Below are 20,049 nucleotides of genomic sequence, written 5' to 3' on the forward strand. Positions count from 1 at the left end.
ACATGAGCGAACTTTTCGGCACACTTTCCGACGGTACCGAGGTCCACCGCTGGACGCTGGAGCGCGCCGGAACACGGGTGGAGGTCCTGACGTACGGCGGGATCGTGCGGTCGGTCCGGGTGCCGGACCGGGAGGGCCGGACGGCGAACGTGGTGCTGGGCTTCGCGGACCTCGACGGTTACCTCGCCCATCCGGAGCCGTACTTCGGCGCCCTGATCGGCCGGTACGCAAACCGGATCGCGCACGCCCGCTTCCCGCTGGACGGCGCGGTGTACTCCCTGGAGCCGAACGACGCCCCGAACTCCCTGCACGGCGGCGCGCGCGGCTTCGACAAGCGGGTGTGGTCCGGGGAGGCCGTCGGGGACGGCGTGCGGCTGAGCCGGGTGAGCCCGCACGGCGAGGAGGGCTTCCCGGGCCGACTTGAGGTGTCGGCCACGTACACGCTGGACGCCTCCGGCGCGCTGCGGATCGCCTACGAGGCGGTCACGGACGCGCCGACCGTGGTCAACCTCACCAACCACAGCTACTTCAACCTGGCCGGCTCGGGCGATGCCGGCGGGCACGAACTGCGGCTCGCCGCCTCCCGTTTCACCCCGGTCGACGCCGACCTGATCCCGACGGGCGCCCTTCAGGACGTCACCGGCTCCCGGTTCGACTTCCGTGCCTCCCGAAAGGTCGGCTCGGGCTACGACCACAACTTCGTGCTGGACAAGGGGGTGACCGGCGCCCCGGAGGAGGTCGCCGAACTGCACGACCCGGGCTCCGGGCGCACCCTGACCGTGGCGACGACCGAGCCGGGCCTGCAGCTGTACACCGCCGACCATCTGACGGAACCGTTCGCCCCGGGCGACGCCATCGCCCTGGAGACCCAGCACTTCCCGGACTCCCCCAACCGGCAGGAGTTTCCGAGCACGGTGCTCAGGCCCGGCGAGGTGTTCCGCTCGGAGACGGTGTACGGGTTCGGGGTCCGCTAGGGCGTCTCGCCCCGCATCCGCTTCGCCGACTTCCCGAGCAGGGACATCGCACCGCCGCAGATCAGCAACGTCAGCCCCCCGCCCACGACCGGCCCGACCGAGCCCCCCTTGATCCCTTCCCCCGTCACCGTCGTCGCCAGCACGAAGATGACCGAGTACAGGCTGCGGCCGACCTTCGCGCCGGCCGGGATCACCTGGAGCAGCTGCGGGATGGTGGTCGCGGCGGCCACCGCCATCCCGAAGGGCAGGGCCGCGCCGAGCATCAGCGCACCGAAGCCGAGGGAGTTGCCGTACGCGCCCCAGCCGGCGCCCTTGTAGAGCAGGTAGCCGGTCGCGGCGAGGGAGAGCAGGACCAGCAGGCCGTTGAGGTAGGCGGCCTGTGTGGCGGCCTTCCGGGCGCCGGGCAGATGCGCGGCCGGGGAACGCCAGGCGTCCGCCGTGATGAGCCGCAGCTGCCGCTTGAGGGCCTGCATCTGCATCAGCGAGAAGACACCGAAGGCCAGCAGGCCCAGTCCGGCGAGCGCCGCGACGAACCCGAGGGGCTTTTCGGTGATGCCGTAGTGGACTCCGCCGAAGGCGAGCGGTATGCCGAGCACCATGCCGTAGGCCATGGGCTTGGACTTCGCCTGGATCTTCAGCACCAGGTCACGCTGGGCGGGGGTGAGGTTCGGGTCCAGCCGCATCCGGCCCTCGCCGACGTGCTGGGCGGGCGGCTGGGGGGACGGCTGGGGCGGATAGGGCTGCTGCGGCGGGTAGGGCTGTTGCGGCGGATACGGCTGCTGCGGGTACCCCTGGGGCGGATACGGCTGCTGCGGCGCGTAGGGCTGCTGCGGATACGGCTGTTGGTACTGCGGCGGCTGCCCGTACGGCTTCGTCGGCTGCTGCTGGCCGTACGGCCCCGTCGGCTGCTGCTGGCCGTACGGCCCCGGCTGCTGGCCTGGATACACGATGTCTCTCCCCCGTGCCGGTGTCTTCCGGTGTTCGCGGGCCGGGAGTCTATACGCAGCCGGAGGCGACGAGCCCCGGCCCAGGGGTCAGGTCCCGGGCCGGGGCTGCTCGTGGGGGACTTGTCCCTGATCAGACGTTAATCGGCGCGGTGAGCCTGCGGTCCGCGATCGAGCGTCCGGCGGCGATCTCGTACGAACCCTTCACATACGCCCACGCGTTCGCCGTCTCGTCCCAGCTCTCGAAGGCACGGCGCGGCAGCGCGACGGTCACCTCGACGCTCTCGCCGGGACCGGCCTCGGCGGAGGCGAAGCCCGCGAGCCGGCGGGCCGGGCGCGCGGGGTCGGGCTCGGCCGGGGAGACGTAGACCTGGACGACCTCACGGCCGGGCCGCTCGCCCGTGTTGCGCAGCCGGATGCGCGCGCTGGTGCCGTCGGCGTCCAGGGACTCGTAGGCCCATTCGGTGTAGCCGAGGCCGTGGCCGAAGGGGTAGGCGGGAGTGCGGCCGGCCTGCTCCCAGGCGCGGTAGCCGATGAACACGTCCTCCGTGTAGGTCAGCTCGCCGTCGGTCGGGACGACCTGGGTGACCGGGGCGTCGGTGAGGGATCCCCAGGTGGTGGGGAGCCGGCCGCCGGGTTCGCGGGCGCCGGTGAGGACGTCGGCCAGGGCGGCGCCGCCCTCCTGGCCGGGGAACCAGCTGAGCAGGACGGCGGCGACCTCCTCGCGCCAGGGCAGTTCCACCGGGGAGCCGGAGTTGACCACGACCACGGTGTTCGGGTTGGCGGCGGCGACCGCGCGGACCAGGTCGTCCTGGCGGCCGGGGAGCCTGAGGTCGGTACGGTCGAAGCCCTCGGACTCGACGCGGTCGGTGGTGGCGACCATGACGACGGCCGTGTCGGCGTTCCGCGCCACGCGGACGGCCTCGGCGATCAGCTCGTCGGGGTCGCGCTGCGGCTCGGAGTGGGCGAGCGCGAAGGTGACGACCTTCATCGGGATGTCGTCGGGCAGCTGGACGACGTACGTGAGGGAGACCTCGACCGGCTCGCCGGCGGTGAGTTCGGCCTGGGCGCGGGGTACGGGGGCGCCGAAGAAGGCCTCGAAGGGGTCGTCCTTGTCGGGGCGCTGGACGTCGTCGTAGTACGTCGTCCCGTCGATGGTGAGCGTGAAGGCGCCCATGCCCTTGACGCCGAAGGTGTGCGGGCCGGTCGCGCGCGGGATGAAGGTGCCGGTCAGCTCGACGGTGTGCAGGGTGTCGTGGGTGACGCCCTCGGGGAGGTCCGAACCCATCCACTGGATCAGGCCGTTCGGGGCCGAGCGGGTGCCGATGACCGCGCCGTCGCCGTCGCGGCAGACGGCCTGGAGGCTGAACCCCTGGCCGGCCACGCCGAGTTCGGTGGCCGGGTCGGCGCCGACGGCGTAGGTGAGGGTGCCCTCGGGGAGGGCGGCGGTGAGACCGTCCAGCGGGGAGACGATACGGGCCGGGAAGACGGTGGCGGAGCCGCCGCCGAGGATGCGGGCGTCGCGGGCGGCGGCACCGATCAGGGCCACCGTGCCGTTCGGCTTCAGGGGCAGGGCGGCGTTCTCGTTGCGGAGGAGGACGAAGGAGCGGCGGGCGATCTCGCGGGCCAGCGCCTCGCCGTCGACCGGGGCGGGCGGCTCGGGAACGACGGGTTCGGCACCGTCGAGGATCCCGACACGGGCGGCGAGGCGCAGGACACGCCGTACGGCCGCGTCGACGGTGTCCTCGGCGACCTTCCCGTCCCGCACGGCCTGGGCCAGAGCGTCGCCGTAGACGGTGCGCGGCCCGGGCATGGCCACGTCCAGGCCGCCGTTGACGGCGCCGACCGTGTCCCGGGCGGCCGCCCAGTCGGAGACGTTGAAGCCGTCGAAGCCCCATTCGCCGCGCAGGACCTCGTTGACCAGGTGGTGGTGCTCGGTCATGGTCGTGCCGTTGACCGTGTTGTAGGCGGTCATGATGCCCCAGGGGCGGGCGTTCTCGACGATGACCTCGAAGGGCGCCAGGTACAGCTCGCGCAGGGCTCGTTCGGAGACCACGTTGTTGACGGTGAAGCGGTCGGTCTCGGCGTCGTTGGCGACGAAGTGCTTGACGGTGGTGCCGACTCCGCCGGACTGGACCCCGGTGACGTAGCCGGTGCCGATGACACCGGTCAGGCAGGGGTCCTCGCTGTAGCACTCGAAGTGCCGGCCGCCGAGCGGGGAGCGGTGCAGGTTCACGGTCGGCGCGAGGAGCACGTGCACGCCCTTGCGGCGGGCCTCCTGGGCGAGCAGCACGCCTGCACGGCGGGCGAGTTCGGGGTCCCAGGTGGCGGCGAGCGCGGTCGGCGAGGGCAGGGCCACGGAGGGGTCGTCGGCGGTCCAGCGCACGCCCCGGACGCCGATCGGGCCGTCGGACATGACCAGGGACGCGAGACCGATCTGCGGCAGGGCGGGCAGGGTCCACATGTCCTGGCCGGCCAGCAGCCGCGCCTTCGCGTCCAGGTCGAGCTTGCCGAGAGCGGCCTCGACGACCGCCTCGCGGGCCGTGTCGGCCGGGGTGCGCTGGGGTCCCGTCATCGCGGTGCCTCCTCGTTGACGTCCGTGTCCGTGCAGGTGCCTCCCATCGTGCATCCGCTACCTGTAGAGTGGTAGGTTTCGTTATCTTGTCGTTATTTTCGGGCGGTGCGGATGCCGTACGGTGGCGTCATGAACGCGAGGGTCAGGAGCGGGGAACGGCGCGCGGAGATCGTCGGGGCGGCCCTGGAGGTGATCGCCGAGCGCGGTTACCGGGGGGCGAGCCTGGCGGCCGTGGCCGAGCGCGTCGGCCTCACCCAGCAGGGCCTGCTGCACTACTTTCCCACCAAGGACGCCCTGCTGGTGGCCGTGCTCCAGGAGCGGGACCGGTGGGACGCGGTGCCGGACACCCAGTGGCGGGTTGATCTGCTGGCCTCGCTGGTGGAGTACAACGCGATGCGGCCGGCGATCATCCAGACGTTCTCGGCGCTGCTCGGCGAGAGCGTGACGGAGGGGCATCCGGCGCGCTCGTACTTCACCGAGCGGTACGCGCGGGTGCGGGAGTCCATGGCGACGGTGCTGCGCGCCGAGTACGGCGACCGCCTGCCGAACGGCCTCACCCCCGAGCGCACCGCTCCCCTGCTCGTCGCGGTGATGGACGGGTTGCAGTACCAGTGGCTGCTGGATCCGGAGTCGGTGGACATGCCCGGCGCGTTCCGTGACTTCCTGCGGCTGCTGGGCGAGCCGGCCGCCTGAGAGCGGTTCCTCTCACGAGGGTCGTACGGCCGCCACGACCTCCACCTCCACCTGTGCCTCCGGGCGGAACAGGCGCGGCACTTCGAAGGTCATGCTCGTCGGCGGGGTCCGCTCGCCGCGACCGAGGGGCCGGTACGGCTGGCCCCGCTCGCCGACGCCGACTGGATCGCCGGCAGTGCCCGGCCCGAGGGCACCCTCCTGGACGCGGCGGTACGGCAGGGCTTCCGGCCGCGCGTCGCGCACGTGGTCGGGGGGTGGACCGCCAAGCAGGGCTATGTCGCCGCGGGCCTGGGGGTGACCCTGATCCCGGCCCTGGCGGCCACGTCCGTACGGCCGGACATCATCCTGCTGCCGATCGACGCCGAGGACGCGCCACCGCGCGCGGTGTACGCGGCGACGGCGCGGGGACGTTCCCTGTCGCCGGCGGCCCGGGCCTTCGTCTCGGCCCTGCGGGAGGCGGCGGCACGGATCCCGGGGTGACGGTCTCAACCGGCCTGACGGGTGGGCGCCGTACCGTCGGCGTCGGTCGCGGAGTCGCTTTCGTCTTCCTCGCTGTCCTCCCCCAGCAGCTCCCGCGCGAGCAGTGTCGCGCCCGCGACCGCGCCCGGCATCAGGAACACCGCGGCGAACGGGACCAGGAAGGCCAGGCCCAGGGGCGTGCCGAAGCCCCAGACCAGGGTCTTGCGGGAGCGGAGCAGGGCGAGCCGGGTGCGCAGTTCGACGCCGCGGCGCTGGAGGGCGACGGCGGTGAGCTCCTCGGTGAGGAAGAAGCCGGTGACGAAGAAGCCGAGCACGGGGACGGCGGTCTGCCCGACGAACGGCAGGAAGCCGAGGGCGAAGAGCAGCACGCCCCACACCGCGGCCCGCACCAGGACGCGCACGCTGTCCCGGGCCGAGATCCACAGCTCGCGCCACAGCGGCAGGTCCGACCGCGGGGCGGTGCCGTCGGGCGAGACGTCCGCGTCGACCTTCTCCGACAGGTTCTCGTAGAAGGGCTGGCCGATCAGCAGCGTGACGGCCGTGAACGTCAGGACGGCCAGCAGCAGCCCGAGGGCGAAGAGGACGGCCGTGAGGAAGCCACGGAACAGGCCCTGCCAGGGGCTGGACCAGTGGTCCGCGAACGGCGTCGCCCAGGCGACCCCGTCCTCGCCCCACACCGCGAGCGCGACCAGCGCCGCCGCGTAGAGCACCAGGGTGATCAGCCCGGGCAGCAGTCCGAACCCGTACCGCCGGCCGTGCCGGGCCACCCAGCGCTGGCCCTTCAGCAGATGACCGAACCCCACCCCGAGATCGCGCATGGCGGGAACTTTACCGACTTTCAGCCGGCCAGCATCCGGCGGAGCAGGTCGCGCAGGGAGCGCCGCTCCTCCTCCGACAGCCCGGCCAGGGGCTCGCGGGCGAAGTGCAGGCCCTCGCGCAGGTCCCGGGCCACGCGCACGCCGTCCTCGGTGGCGGCGGCCACCTTGACCCGGCGGTCGTCCGGGTCGGGGCGGCGCTCGACCAGCCCGCGGGTCTCCAGGCGGTCCACTATGCCCGTGACGTTCGACGGCTCGCACTTCAGTTTCTGCGCCAGCTTGCGCATGGGCAGCGGTTCCACCGAGAGCAGGCTGAGGAGCCGGGCCTGGGGCCCCGTCAGCGCGTGCTCGCCCGCCGCTTCCTCGTAGTCCGCGTAGAAGCGGGCCACGACGTCCCCGATGAGTTCGACGACCTCCATCGTGAGGGCGTCCGGGCGGTGGGTCTTCGGTGGTGTGGCCATGCCCCTCAGGATACCGGGTTACTTGACATCCTGAAATATTGAAGCGCATTGTTGTTTCAGGTACTGAAGTAATCCGCAGAATCCGCCCTGGAGCAAGAGGAAAGGCGCTGTCATGATCAACCGCGAGTGGCACCTGCTCAGCCGTCCCGTCGGCTGGCCGAAGCCGGAGGACTTCGCGCTCGTCGAGACCCCGGTACCCACCCCCGGTGAGGGCCAGGTGCTGGTACGGAACAAGTACCTCTCCGTGGACCCGTACATGCGCGGCCGCATGAGTGCCGCGAAGTCGTACGCCGCCCCGTTCGAGCTGGGCAAGGTCATGCAGGGCGGCGCGGTCGGCGAGGTGATCACCTCCAACGCCGAGGGCATCGAGGCGGGCGACCACGTCCTTCACTTCTTCGGCTGGCGCGAGTACGCGGTCATGGACGCCAAGAACGCGGTCAAGGTCGGACCGGCGGTCATCCCGTCCGTCAAGGTCGACGACCAGGCCCACGAGGTGCCGCTGTCGGCCTACCTCGGCGTCCTCGGCATGACCGGCCTCACCGCCTACGCCGGTCTGCTGCGCACCGCCTCCTTCAAGGAGGGCGACATCGTGTTCGTCTCCGGCGCCGCGGGTGCCGTGGGCAGCGAGGTCGGCCAGCTGGCCAAGCTGCTGGGCGCCTCGCGGGTCATCGGCTCGGCCGGCTCCGACGAGAAGGTCAAGCTGCTGGTCGAGGAGTACGGCTTCGACGCCGCGTTCAACTACAAGAACGGCCCCGTCGGCGAGCAGCTGCGCGAGGCCGCGCCGGACGGCATCGACGTGTACTTCGACAACGTCGGCGGCGACCACCTGGAGGCCGCCATCGGCTCGCTCCGCCAGGGCGGCCGGATCGCCGTCTGCGGCATGATCTCGGTCTACAACAACACCGAGCCCGCGCCCGGCCCGCGCAACCTCGCCCGGCTGATCCAGACCCGGGGCCGCATCGAGGGCTTCCTGGTCGGCGACCACTACGACCTGCAGCCGGAGTTCGTCCAGAAGGTGGGGCCGTGGGTCGCCTCGGGCGAGCTGAAGTACCGCGAGACGGTCGTCGAGGGCATCGAGAACAACCTGGAGGCGTTCCTCGGGGTGCTGCGCGGCGACAACATCGGCAAGATGATCGTCAAGCTCTGAGGCCCGGGCAGACCTTCCTGCAGTTTCCGGCATGCGGTAACTTCTTTCCGAAATCCGCCGTCGATCGTGGGCGCGAGTCGCGGCGGACCGAGGAGGAGGACAACCGCATGCCCATCACGCAGTCCGACGTCCTGTACACCGCCGCCGCCACCGCCGAGAACGGCCGGGACGGCCGGGTCGCCACGGACGACGGCCGACTCGACGTCGTCGTCAACCCGCCCAAGGAGATGGGCGGCAGCGGCGCCGGCACCAACCCGGAGCAGCTGTTCGCCGCGGGATACTCCGCCTGCTTCCAGGGGGCCCTGGGGGTCGTCGCCCGGCAGGAGGGGGTCGACGTGTCCGGGTCGACCGTCACCGCGAAGGTCGGGATCGGCAGGAACGAGGACGGGTTCGGGATCATCGTGGAGATCTCGGCGAACATTCCCGGCGTTTCCGCCGAGGCGGGCCGCGAGCTGGTCGAGAAGGCTCACCAGGTGTGCCCGTACTCGAAGGCGACGCGGGGGAACATCACCGTGACGCTGGTCTGACACCCGTCGTTGCGCACTGCGGAGGCCGCACCCTTGGACGTGGGGTGCGGTCTCTCTTTCGGCCGGGGGGCGTGTGCCGGGCGCCGTGCGCCGTCGGGTGCGGGTCCGTCGTGGCCGGTCGCGCCCCCTGCGGGTCAGATGCTCTTCAGCGCCGCTCGGTGAACCGCTGCCACCAGCCTGTCGTTCTCCGGTGCCGCCCCGCCCGGAAACGCGATCCGGCGCCGCGTGTAGCCGTAGGCCAGGCCACTGCGCGGGTCGGCGAAGGCCTGGCTGCCGCCTGCGCCGCTGTGGCCGAAGGTGCCGGCGCCCAGGACCGGGTGCCACATGTCGGCGGTGGCCTGGAAGCCCAGGCCGTACGACCTGTGGGCGCGGGCCACCAGGTCGTAGCCCACGGAGTGGATCTGGCCCACCTCGGCGACCGTGTCCGGCTTCAGCAGCGGCGGCCGGTCGTCCAGCTCGCTGATCGCCGCCGCGTACATCTTGGCGAGCCCCCGCGCGGAGGCGACGCCGCCCGCCGACGCCGGTCCCTTGGCGCGTACGAGACGGGAGTTGGCGTAGTCCGCCATCGTGCCCGGCCTCGGGACGTGCGTGTTGGAGGCGATCGAGGTCAGGGTGTGCGGGCCGGTCGGCCGGGCGTCCAGCAGGGCCTGCTGCTCGGGGGTCGGGAGCATCGGCTGCACCGGGCGGAAGCGGGGTTCCCGGGATTCGGGCAGGCCCAGGAAGAAGTCCGTGCCGTACGGCGCGCGCACCCGCTCCTCGTACACCTCCTGGAGGGTGCGGCCGGTGGCCCGGCGGACCACCTCGCCGGTGAGCGCGCCGAGCACCAGCGCGTGGTAGCCGAACGCCGTGCCGGGTCGCCAGAACGGCTTCTGGTCGGCGAGCCGTTCGGCCATCGCCCGGTCGTCGGCCATCTCCTCGGCGGAGAACCCGGCGTCGATCCCGATCAGGCCCGCGCGGTGCGCCAGCAGGTCTCTCAAGGTCACCGCCCCCTTGCCCTCGGCGCCGAACTCCGGCCAGTAGTAGGTGACTTTGCGGTCCAGCTCCAGCGTGCCGTCCTGCACCAGGAGCGCGACCACCAGGTGTGCGGCGCCCTTGGCGGACGAGTACACGGCGTACAGCGAGTCCGCCTCCGCGCCCGCCCACAGGTCGACGACCTGCCGTCCGTGCACATACGCGCACAACTGGCCCTCGTAGTCGTCGCGTTCCCCGGCCACGAAGGCGGCGAACTCCTCGCGCACCGCCTCGAAGCCCTCGGCGACCGTGCCGTGGACGGTGATCTGCTGCGTCATCCGCTCTCCTCAACTGAGCCGCTGCTCGCTGCCCCCCACTACGACGCCCGTTCCCGCTCCGGGCGTTCCCGAGACCGGTACGGCGCGATGTACCCGTTCGACTCAACCGCCGCGAACGCCCATGGGTGTCACAGCTGCCCCGGATGGTGGATGGCGCGGGGGGTGGCGCACGGACGCGCAGGCCCGACCCCCCGTGGCCAGCCGGATCGACGCCGCCCCGCACAACGGATGCCGCGAGCCGCACGACGGATGCCGCAAGCCGGCACATGCGGATGCGCGAGGCTCAGGCGCACCCGCGCAGAACCGACCGCAGGCCTCGGCGGGCGAGCGCGAGGAGGGACACAGCGCCACCGCTCCCCGCGGCCCACCGACCGGAGTCGACGGCACCGACCGCCCATGGCCGGGGCGACGCCGCCCCCGCACAGCGGATGCCGTGCGGATGCGCAGGGGGCAGGCGCAGTGGGGCTCGGCGGGTTGGGGGGGATGTGCGGCGGGATCAGGTGCACCACCACAGGAAGCGGGTGCAGGTCTTGGTCGGGGCGGGTGTCGGGGAGGGGGGTGAGGTCGTCGGGGCGCTGGTGGGGGTGGAGGCGGGCCGGGAGGTGGCGGTGGGGGCCGGGGGACTGGGGTGGGCGCCGGAGCCCGTCGCGGCGGTCTGCTGCGCCTTGTCGGTGTCCTTGGCGTCGGGGGACTTGGAGTCCTTGCCCTTCGGGGACTTGGAGGCGGACGCGGAGGCGTCCGGGGAGGCCGAGCCGGCCACGCCGGGGGTCGCGCCGGAGGTGTCGGCGGCCGGGTCGGCCGTGGCGCCCGGGGACGCGGAGGACGTGCCGCCGTCGGCCGCGGTGTCCGCGGCGGTGTCCGGCTGTCCGCTGGAGAAGGGCGAGAACGGCGCGTCCGTGCCGAGTTCGGCGAGACCGAGGCTGCCCGCGGCCAGCACGAACCCCGCGGTGATCAGCACGGTACGGCGGCGCCGGCGCCGGTGCGCGGCGGCCTTGCGGTCGCGGCGGCTGGCGTCGGCGTCGGCGAGGCCCACCGCGGTGCCGCCGCGTGCCCGGCGCCGCGCGGCCCGGCCACCGGCCTCCGGCTCGGAGTCGGGGTCGGCCGGGGAATCGGGCTCGGGGTCGCTGCCGGCCGCGGCCTCGGTGCCGGACTCCGCCTCGGGAGCCCAGTCCTCGTGCGGCTCCCGCCCCTGCGTCCACGCCACCTGTTCCGGACCGGCCGGCTGCTGGGGGACGCGGTACTGCGGGGAGCCGTACTGCTCAGACTCGTACTGCGCAGACCCGTACTGCTGGGGAACGCCGTACCCCTGCGTCTCACCCGTGCCCGCGCGCGCGTACGCGGCCGGCGCTTCTGCTCCGGCGCGTGCCGGAGTTCCGCACCCGGGACAGGCCAGGGCGCCGTTGAGGTGCCGTTGGCACGGGTAGCAGTAGTCCATGACGCCGGAAGACTAGATTCCCCGTCGGTCACGTTCCTAGGCGCCGCTGTGAAGGTTTCGTGGAAAGCGAAAGAATTCTCGAAAGGCTTGTCGAAACCGTTACCTGTTCGACCCATTGACACCCCCGCCGCCCCGTCCTTACTGTCACGCCAGCATTTCGAACGTGTGACGAAATCTCGAACAGCTGAGGGGCAACTGCCGTGCGCATCACCGGAATCAGCACACACGTGGTCGGCACGCCGTGGCGCAACCTGACCTACGTGCAGGTGCACACCGACGAGGGGATCACGGGAGTCGGCGAGACCCGGATGCTCGGTCACACCGACGCGCTGATCGGCTACCTGCGGGAGGCCCAGGCCAATCACATTCTCGGCTCGGACCCGTTCGCGGTCGAGGACCTCGTCCGCCGGATGAAGTACGGCGACTACGGCCGTGCGGGTGAGATCGTCATGTCCGGCATCGCGGTCGTCGAGATGGCCTGCTGGGACATCAAGGGCAAGGCGCTGGGCGTGCCGGTGTGGCAGTTGCTCGGCGGGAAGGTGACGGACAGGGTCAAGGCGTACGCCAACGGGTGGTACACGACCGAGCGAACGCCCGAGGCGTACCACAAGGCCGCCCAGCAGGTCGTGGAGCGCGGTTACCGGGCGCTGAAGATCGACCCGTTCGGCACCGGGCACTTCGAACTGGACCACCAGGAGACCCTGTACGCCGTCTCCCTCATCGAGGCCGTACGGGACGCGATCGGCCCGGACGCCGAGCTGATGCTGGAGATGCACGGCCGTTTCTCCCCCGCCACCGCCGTCCGGCTGGCCAGGGAGATGGCGCCCTTCAAGCCGGCCTGGCTGGAGGAGCCGGTGCCGCCGGAGAACCTGAAGGCACTGGAGAAGGTCGCGGCCAAGGTGGACATCCCGGTCGCCACCGGTGAGCGCATCCACGACCGGATCGAGTTCCGCGAGCTGTTCGACAGCCAGGCCGTGGACATCATCCAGCCCGACGTCGGTCACGTCGGAGGCATCTGGGAGACCCGCAAGCTCGCGGCCACCGCCGAGACGCACTACATGCTGGTCGCCCCGCACAACGTCGGCGGGTCCGTGCTCACCGCCGCGTCCCTCCAAGTCGGCTTCACCTCCCCGAACTTCAAGATCCTCGAGCACTTCAACGACTTCGCGGACGCGGAGATCAAGAAGGTGGTCAAGGGGGCGCCGCAGGTCGTGGACGGGTACTTCCACCTGTCCGACGCGCCCGGCCTCGGCGTCGAGCTGGACGTGGACGCCGCCGCCGAGTTCCCGCAGCAGCAGGCCCGGTTCGACCTGTGGGCCGAGGGCTGGGAGCAGCGCAGGCCGAAGGGGTCCAAGTGAGCACCGCCGTCGTCGTCGAGGCGCCGGGCCGGCACCGGCTCGTGGCGCACACGCCGCGCGAGCCCGGTCCCGGCGAGGCGCTGGTGGCCGTGCACGCGGTCGGCATCTGCGGCAGCGACCGCGAGGTGTACCAGGGCAACCGGCCCGAGGGGTACGTCCGTTACCCGCTCACCCCCGGCCACGAGTGGTCGGGGACGGTGTCGGAGGTGGGCGCCGGGGTGCCGGCGGGACTCGTCGGCCGCAAGGTGGTCGGCGAGGGCTTCCGCAACTGCCAGGTCTGCGACCGCTGTCACGCGGGCGAGACCACCCTGTGCACCGACGGGTACGAGGAGACCGGGTTCACCCAGCCGGGCGCCATGGCCGCCACGCTGACCCTCCCGGCCCGGCTGCTGCACGTCCTGCCGGACGACGCCGACCTCACCGCCGCCGCCCTGCTGGAGCCGGCCGCCTGCATCGCGGCCGCCACGCTGAAGGCCCGCGCCCTGCCGGGCGAGCGGGTCGCGGTGGTCGGCACGGGCACACTCGGGATGTTCGCCGTGCAGTTCCTGAAGGCGGTCTCGCCGGCGGAGCTGCTCGTCGTGGGGACCAGGAACGACCGGGAGGCGCTTTCCCGGCGGTTCGGGGCGAGCGACTTCCGGCTGAAGGACCAGCAGCTCCCGGACGACTTCGACGTGGTGATCGAGACCGCCGGGTCCGCCTCCGCCGCGCGCACCGCCGCCGCGCTGCTCCGGCGCGGCGGACGCCTGGTCCTGACCGGGATCCCGGCGCCGGGCGCGGAGGGGCTCGACCCGACCGATCTGGTCGTACGGCAGCTGGAGGTGCACACCGTCTTCGGGGCGCCGCCGGACGCCTGGGCGCACACCGTGCGGGTCTTCGGCGCCGGACTGCTTCACCCGCTGCCGCTGGTCACGCACGAGCTGCCGCTGACCGGGTTCCCGCAGGCCATCGAGCTGGTCGGGGCGGGTGATCCGAAGGTGGGCAAGGTCCTGCTCCGTCCCTGAAGACGTACGCCGGTCAGGGCGTGACCTGACGGCGCCCTGACCGGCGTACCACCACGGCCGCTTTTTTTTCGCAGCACCACCCGGGCCGTATCCCGCTCCGAGCCGCGAACCTCGTCCGATATATCGAACATGAAGGACAGCTTGTGACGACCGACGCTTCCGCCCCGGCGGCCCGCCGACCCGGTGAGCAGGCGCTCACCGCCCTCGGCCTGGGCGCGCCCGCCCTCGACCCCGCCGACGCCTCCGCGCACAGCTTCCCGGGCGGCGGCCGCTGGCGCACCGAGATCCCCTCGTGCGAGGGTCCGGAAGCGCTGGCGGTCGTCCTGAAGGAGGCCTCGCGCCTGGATGTGCCGATCCACCGGATCAGCCAGGGCAGCGGCGTGTGGATGCTCACCGACGCCGAGATCACCGAGATGGTCGAGGCCACCGCCGCACGCGACATCGAACTCTGCCTGTTCACCGGCCCGCGCGGCACCTGGGACATCGGCGGCTCGGTGCGCTCCGACTCGCGGGGGGCCGGACTGCGCGCACGGGGCCACGACGCGGTCGCCGGGTGCGTCGAGGACGCCGTACGGGCGACGGAGTTGGGCGTGAAGTGTCTGCTGGTCGCCGACGAGGGCGTGCTGTGGACCCTGCACCGCGCCCGCGAGGCGGGGATCATCCCGGCCGGCACGACGCTGAAGGTCTCGGCGCTCATCGGCCCCGTCAACCCGGCCTCGTACGCCGTCTTCGAGCGGCTCGGCGCCGACTCCCTCAACGTGCCCAGCGACCTGACGCTGGATCACCTCACCGAGATCCGCCGGGTGTCCGCGGCCCCGATGGACATGTACATCGAGGCCCCCGACGACCTCGGCGGCTATGTGCGGATGTACGAGGTCGCCGAGCTGATCCGGCGCGGCGCCCCGCTGTATCTGAAGTTCGGCCTGTCCAAGGCACCCGGCATCTATCCGTGGGGCACCCACCTCAGGGACGTGACCCTGGACACCGCCCGGGAGCGGGTGCGGCGCGGCCGACTCGCCCTGGACCTGCTCGCCCGGCACGGCGCGGACGGCGACATGGCGCCGCTCGGCTCCCGGCTGCCCGGAACGCTCAACCGCTTCCCCATCACCGTGTGACCCCTCAACGACGAGACGACCGAGAAGACCAAGGACGGATCACCATGCGCAACCGCAGAGCCGCACTCGCCGCGATATCCGGAGCAGCCTCGCTCGCCCTCACCCTGACCGCCTGCGGACAGAGCAGTTCGGGCGGCAGCAAGGAGAAGACCGGTGACGTCAAGGGCGCCACCATCGGCATCGCGATGCCGACGAAATCCTCCGAGCGGTGGATCAACGACGGCAACGACATGGTCAAGAACCTCAAGGCCAAGGGATACAAGACCAAGCTGGTCTACGGCGAGGACGACCCGAGCACCCAGGTCTCGCAGATCGAGAACATGATCACGCAGGGCGTCAAGGGCCTGATCATCGCGGCCATCGACAACAAGTCCCTGAACAACGTGCTCCAGGAGGCCGCCCAGGCCAACATCCCGGTCATCGCCTACGACCGGCTCATCCTCGGCACCAAGAACGTCGACTACTACGCCTCGTTCGACAACGAGAAGGTCGGCACCCTCCAGGGCACCTACATCGTGCACAAGCTCGGCCTGGACAGCGGCAAGAAGGGCCCGTTCAACATCGAGCTGTTCGCCGGGTCCAACGACGACAACAACACCCAGTACTTCTTCGACGGCGCGATGAAGGTGCTCCAGCCCTACATCGACAAGAAGGAGCTGGTGGTCAAGTCCGGGCAGACCAAGCTCAACCAGGTCACCACCCTGCGCTGGGACGGCACCACCGCGCAGAAGCGCATGGAGGACATCCTCACCTCCTCCTACAAGAGCGGCAAGGTCGACGCGGTGCTCTCGCCCTACGACGGCATCTCCATCGGCATCATCTCCGCGCTGAAGTCGGACGGCTACGGCTCGGGCAGCAACCCGCTGCCCGTCATCACCGGGCAGGACGCCGAGCTGGCCTCGGTGAAGTCGATCATCGCGGGCCAGCAGTCCCAGACCGTCTTCAAGGACAGCCGCAAGGAGACCGCGGTCGCGGTGACCATGGTCGACGACGTCCTGCACGGCAAGAAGCCGCAGGTCAACGACACCAAGACCTACACCAACGGCGCCAAGGTCGTCCCCTCCTACCTGCTGCAGCCGGTGAGCGTGGACAAGACCAACTACGAGGACGTCCTGGTCAAGGGCGGCTACTACACCGAGTCCCAGCTCAAGTAAGTCCGCCCACCTGCCCGACCCACACTGATTGGAAGGCACGACCATGGCGGGACCCGTCCTGGAAATGCGCTCGATCGTCAAGACCTTTCCCGGTGTCAAAGCGCTGTCGGACGTCACGCTGACCGTCCGTCAGGGCGAGGTCCACGCCATCTGCGGGGAGAACGGCGCCGGCAAGTCGACCCTGATGAAGGTGCTCTCCGGCGTCCATCCGCACGGCACCTACGAGGGCGAGATCCTCTTCGAGGGAGAGCTCTGCCGGTTCAAGGACATCCGGGCGAGCGAGCAGCACGGCATCGTCATCATCCACCAGGAGCTGGCGCTGGTGCCGTACCTCTCCATCGCGGAGAACATCTTCCTCGGCAATGAACACGCCACGCGTGGACTCATCAACTGGCGCGAGACCCTGCGCCACGCCACCGAACTGCTGCGCCGGGTCGGCCTCGACGAGCACCCGGAGACCCGCGTCGCCGACATCGGCGTGGGCAAGCAGCAGCTCGTGGAGATCGCCAAGGCCCTGTCGAAGGAGGTGAAGCTGCTCATCCTCGACGAGCCGACGGCGGCCCTGAACGACGAGGACAGCGGCAAACTCCTCGACCTGATCCTGGAGCTGAAGAACCAGGGCATCACCTCGATCATCATCTCCCACAAGCTGAACGAGATCCGCCGGGTCGCCGACTCGGTGACGATCATCCGCGACGGGCGGTCCATCGAGACGCTCGACGTGAAGGCGGAGGGGACGACCGAGGACCGGATCATCAGCGGCATGGTGGGCCGCGACCTCGACCACCGCTTCCCCGAACGCACCCCGCACACGCCGGAGGAGGGCGCGGCCCCCGCGCTGGAGATCCGCAACTGGACCGTCCACCACCCCATCGACCAGCAGCGCAAGGTCGTGGAAGACGTCTCGATCAGCGTCCGCCGGGGCGAGATCGTCGGCATCGCGGGCCTGATGGGTGCCGGCCGCACCGAACTCGCGATGAGCGTCTTCGGCCGCACCTACGGCCGCTACGCGGGCGGCACGGTCCTCAAGGACGGCACGGAGATCCGTACGAAGTCCGTCGCGGAGGCGGTGGGGCACGGCATCGCGTACGTCACCGAGGACCGCAAGCACTACGGCCTCAACCTGATCGACACCATCAACCGGAACATCTCGCTGACCGCGCTGAAGAAGGTCGCGAAGCGCGGCGTGGTGGACGAGCAGGCGGAGCGGCAGGTCTCCGAGGGCTTCCGCACGTCCATGAACATCAAGGCGCCGACGGTGTTCGAGCCGGTCGGCAAGCTGTCCGGCGGCAACCAGCAGAAGGTCGTCCTCAGCAAGTGGATCTTCGCGGGTCCCGACGTGCTGATCCTGGACGAGCCCACGCGCGGCATCGACGTGGGCGCCAAGTACGAGATCTACACGGTCATCGACCAACTGGCCGCCCAGGGCAAGGCGGTCGTCTTCATCTCCTCCGAGCTGCCGGAGCTGCTCGGCATGTGCGACCGCATCTACACGATGGCCGCGGGACGGCTGACCGGTGAGGTGCCGCGGGCCGAGGCCACGCAGGAAGTGCTGATGCGCCAGATGACGAAGGACAAAGAGGTAACCCGATGAGCACGGACGTCACCGACAAGACGCCGGCGGCCGCACCGCCGGGCAAGGGCGGACCGGCCGCCGGCGAGGGCCTGCTGCGGCTGGTGCTCGGCGGCCTGCGACGCAACATGCGCCAGTACGGCATGCTGATCGCGCTCGGTCTGATCGTCGTCCTCTTCCAGTTCTGGACCGGCGGCGACCTGCTGCTGCCGCGCAACGTCTCCAACCTGGTGCTGCAGAACAGCTACATCCTGATCCTCGCGATCGGCATGATGCTGGTGATCATCGCCGGGCACATCGACCTGTCGGTCGGCTCGATCACGGCGTTCGTGGGCGCCTTCGCGGCCGTGCTCACGGTGCAGCACCATGTGGCGTGGCCCGTCGCCCTGGTGCTGTGCCTGCTGGTGGGTGCGGTGGCGGGCTCCGTACAGGGCTTCCTGATCGCGTATTTCGGCATACCGTCGTTCATCGTCACCCTCGCCGGGATGCTGCTCTTCCGCGGACTGACGGAGATCCTGCTCAAGGGCCAGACCCTCGGCCCGTTCCCGAACGGCCTGCAGAAGATCGGCAACGGCTTCCTGCCCGAGGTCGGCCCGAACACCAATTACCACAACCTCACCCTGCTCCTCGGCATCGTCCTGATCGCCGCAGTGGTCTGGCAGGAGGTGCGCGACCGGCGCCGCCAGCAGGAGTTCTCCCTCGACGTGGTGCCCTTCAAGCTGTTCCTGCTCAAGCTCGTGGCGCTGGTCGCCGCGGTCCTCGCCCTCACCATGCTGCTCGCCAGCTACGACGGCGCGCCGATCATCCTGATCATCCTCGGCGTCCTGGTGGGCGGCTACGGCTACGTCATGCGCAACTCGGTCTTCGGCCGGCACATCTACGCCATCGGCGGCAACCTGCCGGCGGCCAAGCTGTCCGGTGTGAAGGACAAACGCATCACCTTCCAGGTGTTCCTGAACATGGGCGTGCTCGCGGCCCTGGCGGGTCTGGTGGTCGCCGCCCGTCTGAACGCGGCCTCGCCGAAGGCGGGCGACGGCTTCGAACTGGAGGCCATCGCCTCCTCGTTCATCGGCGGCGCCTCCATGAGCGGCGGTGTCGGCACCGTGCTCGGCGCCATCATCGGCGGTCTCGTCCTCGGCGTGCTGAACAACGGCATGAACCTCCTCAGCGTCGGCACCGACTGGCAGCAGGTCATCAAGGGCCTGGCCCTGTTGGCGGCGGTCGGCTTCGACGTGTGGAACAAGCGCAAGTCCGGTTCGTGAGTCAGACCGGGCCCCGCCGCTCGTGACGGGGCCCCTCTTTTACGGGAGCCGCACATGGAACTGAACAGACGCACGGTCATCGCGGGAGCCGCTGCGGCGGGCCTCGCCGCCACCACCCTCGGCTCGACAGCGACATCAGCCGCTGCCGCGACGGGCACCCAGGCCGCGAACGGTTCGTCGGGAGGCGGTAAGCCGGTGAAGGAACTGTTCGGCACGCTCGCCGACGGCACCAAGGTCTACCGCTGGTCGCTGGAGAACGGCGGCACCCGCCTGAAGGTCCTGAACTACGGGGGCATCGTCCAGACCCTGGAGGTCCCCGACCGCCGCGGCCACCACGCCAACGTCGTCGCGGGCTTCGACGACATAGCCGACTACGTGGCCAAGAGCCCGTACTTCGGCGCCCTGATCGGGCGGTACGGCAACCGCATCGGCAAGGGCCGGTTCACGCTCGACGGCAAGAGCTACCAGCTCTCCGTCAACGACGGCGTGAACAGCCTGCACGGCGGCAAGCAGGGCTTCGACAAGCACGTGTGGGACGTCGAGCCGTTCGCCGACGGCTCCGAGGTCGGCCTGCACCTGCACTACACCAGCGTCGACGGCGAGATGGGCTACCCGGGCACGCTCAAGGCGAAGGTGACCTACACCCTCACCCGGCACGGTGAGTGGCGCATCGACTACGAGGCCACCACGGACAAGGCGACCATCGTCAACCTCACCAGCCACGTCTACTGGAACCTGGCCGGCGAGGGCAGCGGCACCATCGAGGACCACGAGCTCCGGATCGCCGCCTCCCGCTACACCCCCACCGACTCGGGCCTGATCCCGACCGGCGAGCTGGCGAAGGTCGCGGGCACCCCGTTCGACTTCCGCCACGCCAAGCCGATCGGCCGGGACATCCGCGCCGGTCACGTCCAGCAGGTGCAGGCCAAGGGCTACGACCACAACTGGGTCCTCGACAAGGGCATCACGCAGCGCCCGGAACACGTGGTGACCCTGCGCGACCCGCGCTCCGGCCGCACCCTGAAGATCGCCACCGACCAGCCCGGCCTGCAGTTCTACTCCGGCAACTTCCTCGACGGCACGCTCACCGGCACCGGCGGTCACACCTACCGTCAGGGCGACGCCCTGTGCCTGGAGACCCAGCACTTCCCGGACTCGCCGAACCACGCGAACTTCCCGTCGACCGTGCTGCGGCCCGGGCAGACCTACCGGACGACGACGATCCACACGTTCGAGGCGTGAACCG

Annotated in this window: 18 protein-coding genes and 1 pseudogene; 12 read left to right on the plus strand and 7 right to left on the minus strand. The window is 70.8% G+C overall.

The window, feature by feature from the left end:
- Nucleotides 1-2 precede the first annotated feature (2 nt).
- A complete protein-coding gene (locus tag LMU33_RS12810; RefSeq protein ID WP_228620150.1) occupies nt 3-974 on the plus strand; it encodes an aldose epimerase family protein in 972 nt (323 codons plus the stop codon).
- Here LMU33_RS12810 and LMU33_RS12815 read toward each other — a convergent pair.
- Together LMU33_RS12815 and LMU33_RS12820 are read right to left on the minus strand one after the other, a co-directional pair.
- Nucleotides 971-1,921, minus strand: coding sequence for a hypothetical protein (locus LMU33_RS12815; protein ID WP_228620152.1), 951 nt, complete (start codon nt 1,919-1,921; stop codon nt 971-973). The two genes, LMU33_RS12810 and LMU33_RS12815, sit on opposite strands and share 4 nt — an antisense overlap.
- A gap of 130 nt (nt 1,922-2,051) precedes the next feature.
- Entirely contained in the window at nt 2,052-4,493 is a 2,442-nt protein-coding gene (locus tag LMU33_RS12820) for a beta-glucosidase family protein (RefSeq protein ID WP_228620154.1), read from the minus strand.
- 111 nt (nt 4,494-4,604) lie between these two features.
- Here LMU33_RS12820 and LMU33_RS12825 point away from each other — a divergent pair, with 111 nt between their 5' ends.
- Complete coding sequence (locus tag LMU33_RS12825) at nt 4,605-5,186, plus strand: TetR/AcrR family transcriptional regulator (protein ID WP_228620498.1); 582 nt, start codon at nt 4,605-4,607, stop codon at nt 5,184-5,186.
- Between the two features lie 12 nt (nt 5,187-5,198).
- Here the strand turns inward: LMU33_RS12825 and LMU33_RS12830 are convergent.
- A pseudogene (locus tag LMU33_RS12830) lies at nt 5,199-5,294 on the minus strand (RidA family protein); the annotation flags it as partial.
- 30 nt (nt 5,295-5,324) lie between these two features.
- Here LMU33_RS12830 and LMU33_RS12835 point away from each other — a divergent pair.
- Nucleotides 5,325-5,666 carry a LysR substrate-binding domain-containing protein gene (locus LMU33_RS12835; RefSeq protein ID WP_308280775.1) on the plus strand — a complete coding sequence of 114 codons (342 nt, stop codon included), beginning with the start codon at nt 5,325-5,327 and terminating at the stop codon, nt 5,664-5,666.
- A gap of 5 nt (nt 5,667-5,671) precedes the next feature.
- Here LMU33_RS12835 and LMU33_RS12840 read toward each other — a convergent pair whose 3' ends face one another.
- On the minus strand, nt 5,672-6,484 hold the full coding sequence (locus LMU33_RS12840; RefSeq protein WP_228620156.1) for an EI24 domain-containing protein: 813 nt from the start codon (nt 6,482-6,484) through the stop codon (nt 5,672-5,674).
- A gap of 20 nt (nt 6,485-6,504) precedes the next feature.
- Nucleotides 6,505-6,942, minus strand: a complete 438-nt coding sequence (locus tag LMU33_RS12845; protein WP_228620158.1) for a MarR family winged helix-turn-helix transcriptional regulator — start codon at nt 6,940-6,942, stop codon at nt 6,505-6,507.
- 112 nt (nt 6,943-7,054) lie between these two features.
- Here LMU33_RS12845 and LMU33_RS12850 point away from each other — a divergent pair, with 112 nt between their 5' ends.
- Nucleotides 7,055-8,089 (plus strand): NADP-dependent oxidoreductase, encoded by a 1,035-nt coding sequence (locus LMU33_RS12850; protein ID WP_228620160.1) that lies wholly within the window; start codon nt 7,055-7,057, stop codon nt 8,087-8,089.
- A 107-nt stretch (nt 8,090-8,196) separates the two neighbouring features.
- Nucleotides 8,197-8,616: an organic hydroperoxide resistance protein gene (locus LMU33_RS12855; protein ID WP_228620162.1), complete on the plus strand. Its 420-nt coding sequence runs from the start codon at nt 8,197-8,199 to the stop codon at nt 8,614-8,616.
- Nucleotides 8,617-8,750: 134 nt separating this feature from the next.
- On the opposite strand, the gene LMU33_RS12860 is transcribed toward LMU33_RS12855, so the two are convergent.
- Complete coding sequence (locus LMU33_RS12860) at nt 8,751-9,905, minus strand: serine hydrolase domain-containing protein (protein ID WP_228620163.1); 1,155 nt, start codon at nt 9,903-9,905, stop codon at nt 8,751-8,753.
- Nucleotides 9,906-10,401: 496 nt separating this feature from the next.
- Nucleotides 10,402-11,340 carry an SCO2400 family protein gene (locus LMU33_RS12865; protein WP_228620165.1) on the minus strand — a complete coding sequence of 313 codons (939 nt, stop codon included), beginning with the start codon at nt 11,338-11,340 and terminating at the stop codon, nt 10,402-10,404.
- 200 nt (nt 11,341-11,540) lie between these two features.
- On the opposite strand from LMU33_RS12865, the gene LMU33_RS12870 reads away from it, so the two are divergent.
- The 7 genes from LMU33_RS12870 (at nt 11,541) to LMU33_RS12900 (ending at nt 20,045) form a co-directional block, all read left to right on the plus strand.
- Nucleotides 11,541-12,698, plus strand: a complete 1,158-nt coding sequence (locus tag LMU33_RS12870; protein WP_228620167.1) for a mandelate racemase/muconate lactonizing enzyme family protein — start codon at nt 11,541-11,543, stop codon at nt 12,696-12,698.
- Nucleotides 12,695-13,699, plus strand: a complete 1,005-nt coding sequence (locus LMU33_RS12875; RefSeq protein WP_228620169.1) for a zinc-dependent alcohol dehydrogenase — start codon at nt 12,695-12,697, stop codon at nt 13,697-13,699. The genes LMU33_RS12870 and LMU33_RS12875 overlap by 4 nt, the downstream gene beginning before the upstream one ends.
- Before the next feature lie 143 nt (nt 13,700-13,842).
- Entirely contained in the window at nt 13,843-14,814 is a 972-nt protein-coding gene (locus LMU33_RS12880) for a hypothetical protein (protein ID WP_228620171.1), read from the plus strand.
- A gap of 44 nt (nt 14,815-14,858) precedes the next feature.
- Nucleotides 14,859-15,968, plus strand: a complete 1,110-nt coding sequence (gene chvE, locus LMU33_RS12885; protein ID WP_228620173.1) for a multiple monosaccharide ABC transporter substrate-binding protein — start codon at nt 14,859-14,861, stop codon at nt 15,966-15,968.
- Nucleotides 15,969-16,011: 43 nt separating this feature from the next.
- Nucleotides 16,012-17,562 (plus strand): multiple monosaccharide ABC transporter ATP-binding protein, encoded by a 1,551-nt coding sequence (gene mmsA / locus LMU33_RS12890; RefSeq protein ID WP_228620175.1) that lies wholly within the window; start codon nt 16,012-16,014, stop codon nt 17,560-17,562.
- A complete protein-coding gene (gene mmsB, locus LMU33_RS12895; protein ID WP_228620177.1) occupies nt 17,559-18,803 on the plus strand; it encodes a multiple monosaccharide ABC transporter permease in 1,245 nt (414 codons plus the stop codon). Before mmsA ends, mmsB begins: the two co-directional genes overlap by 4 nt.
- 54 nt (nt 18,804-18,857) lie before the next feature.
- On the plus strand, nt 18,858-20,045 hold the full coding sequence (locus tag LMU33_RS12900) for an aldose epimerase family protein (protein WP_228620179.1): 1,188 nt from the start codon (nt 18,858-18,860) through the stop codon (nt 20,043-20,045).
- Nucleotides 20,046-20,049 lie beyond the last annotated feature (4 nt).

It is taken from the genome of Streptomyces barringtoniae, assembly GCF_020819595.1.
GTDB lineage: Bacteria > Actinomycetota > Actinomycetes > Streptomycetales > Streptomycetaceae > Streptomyces > Streptomyces barringtoniae.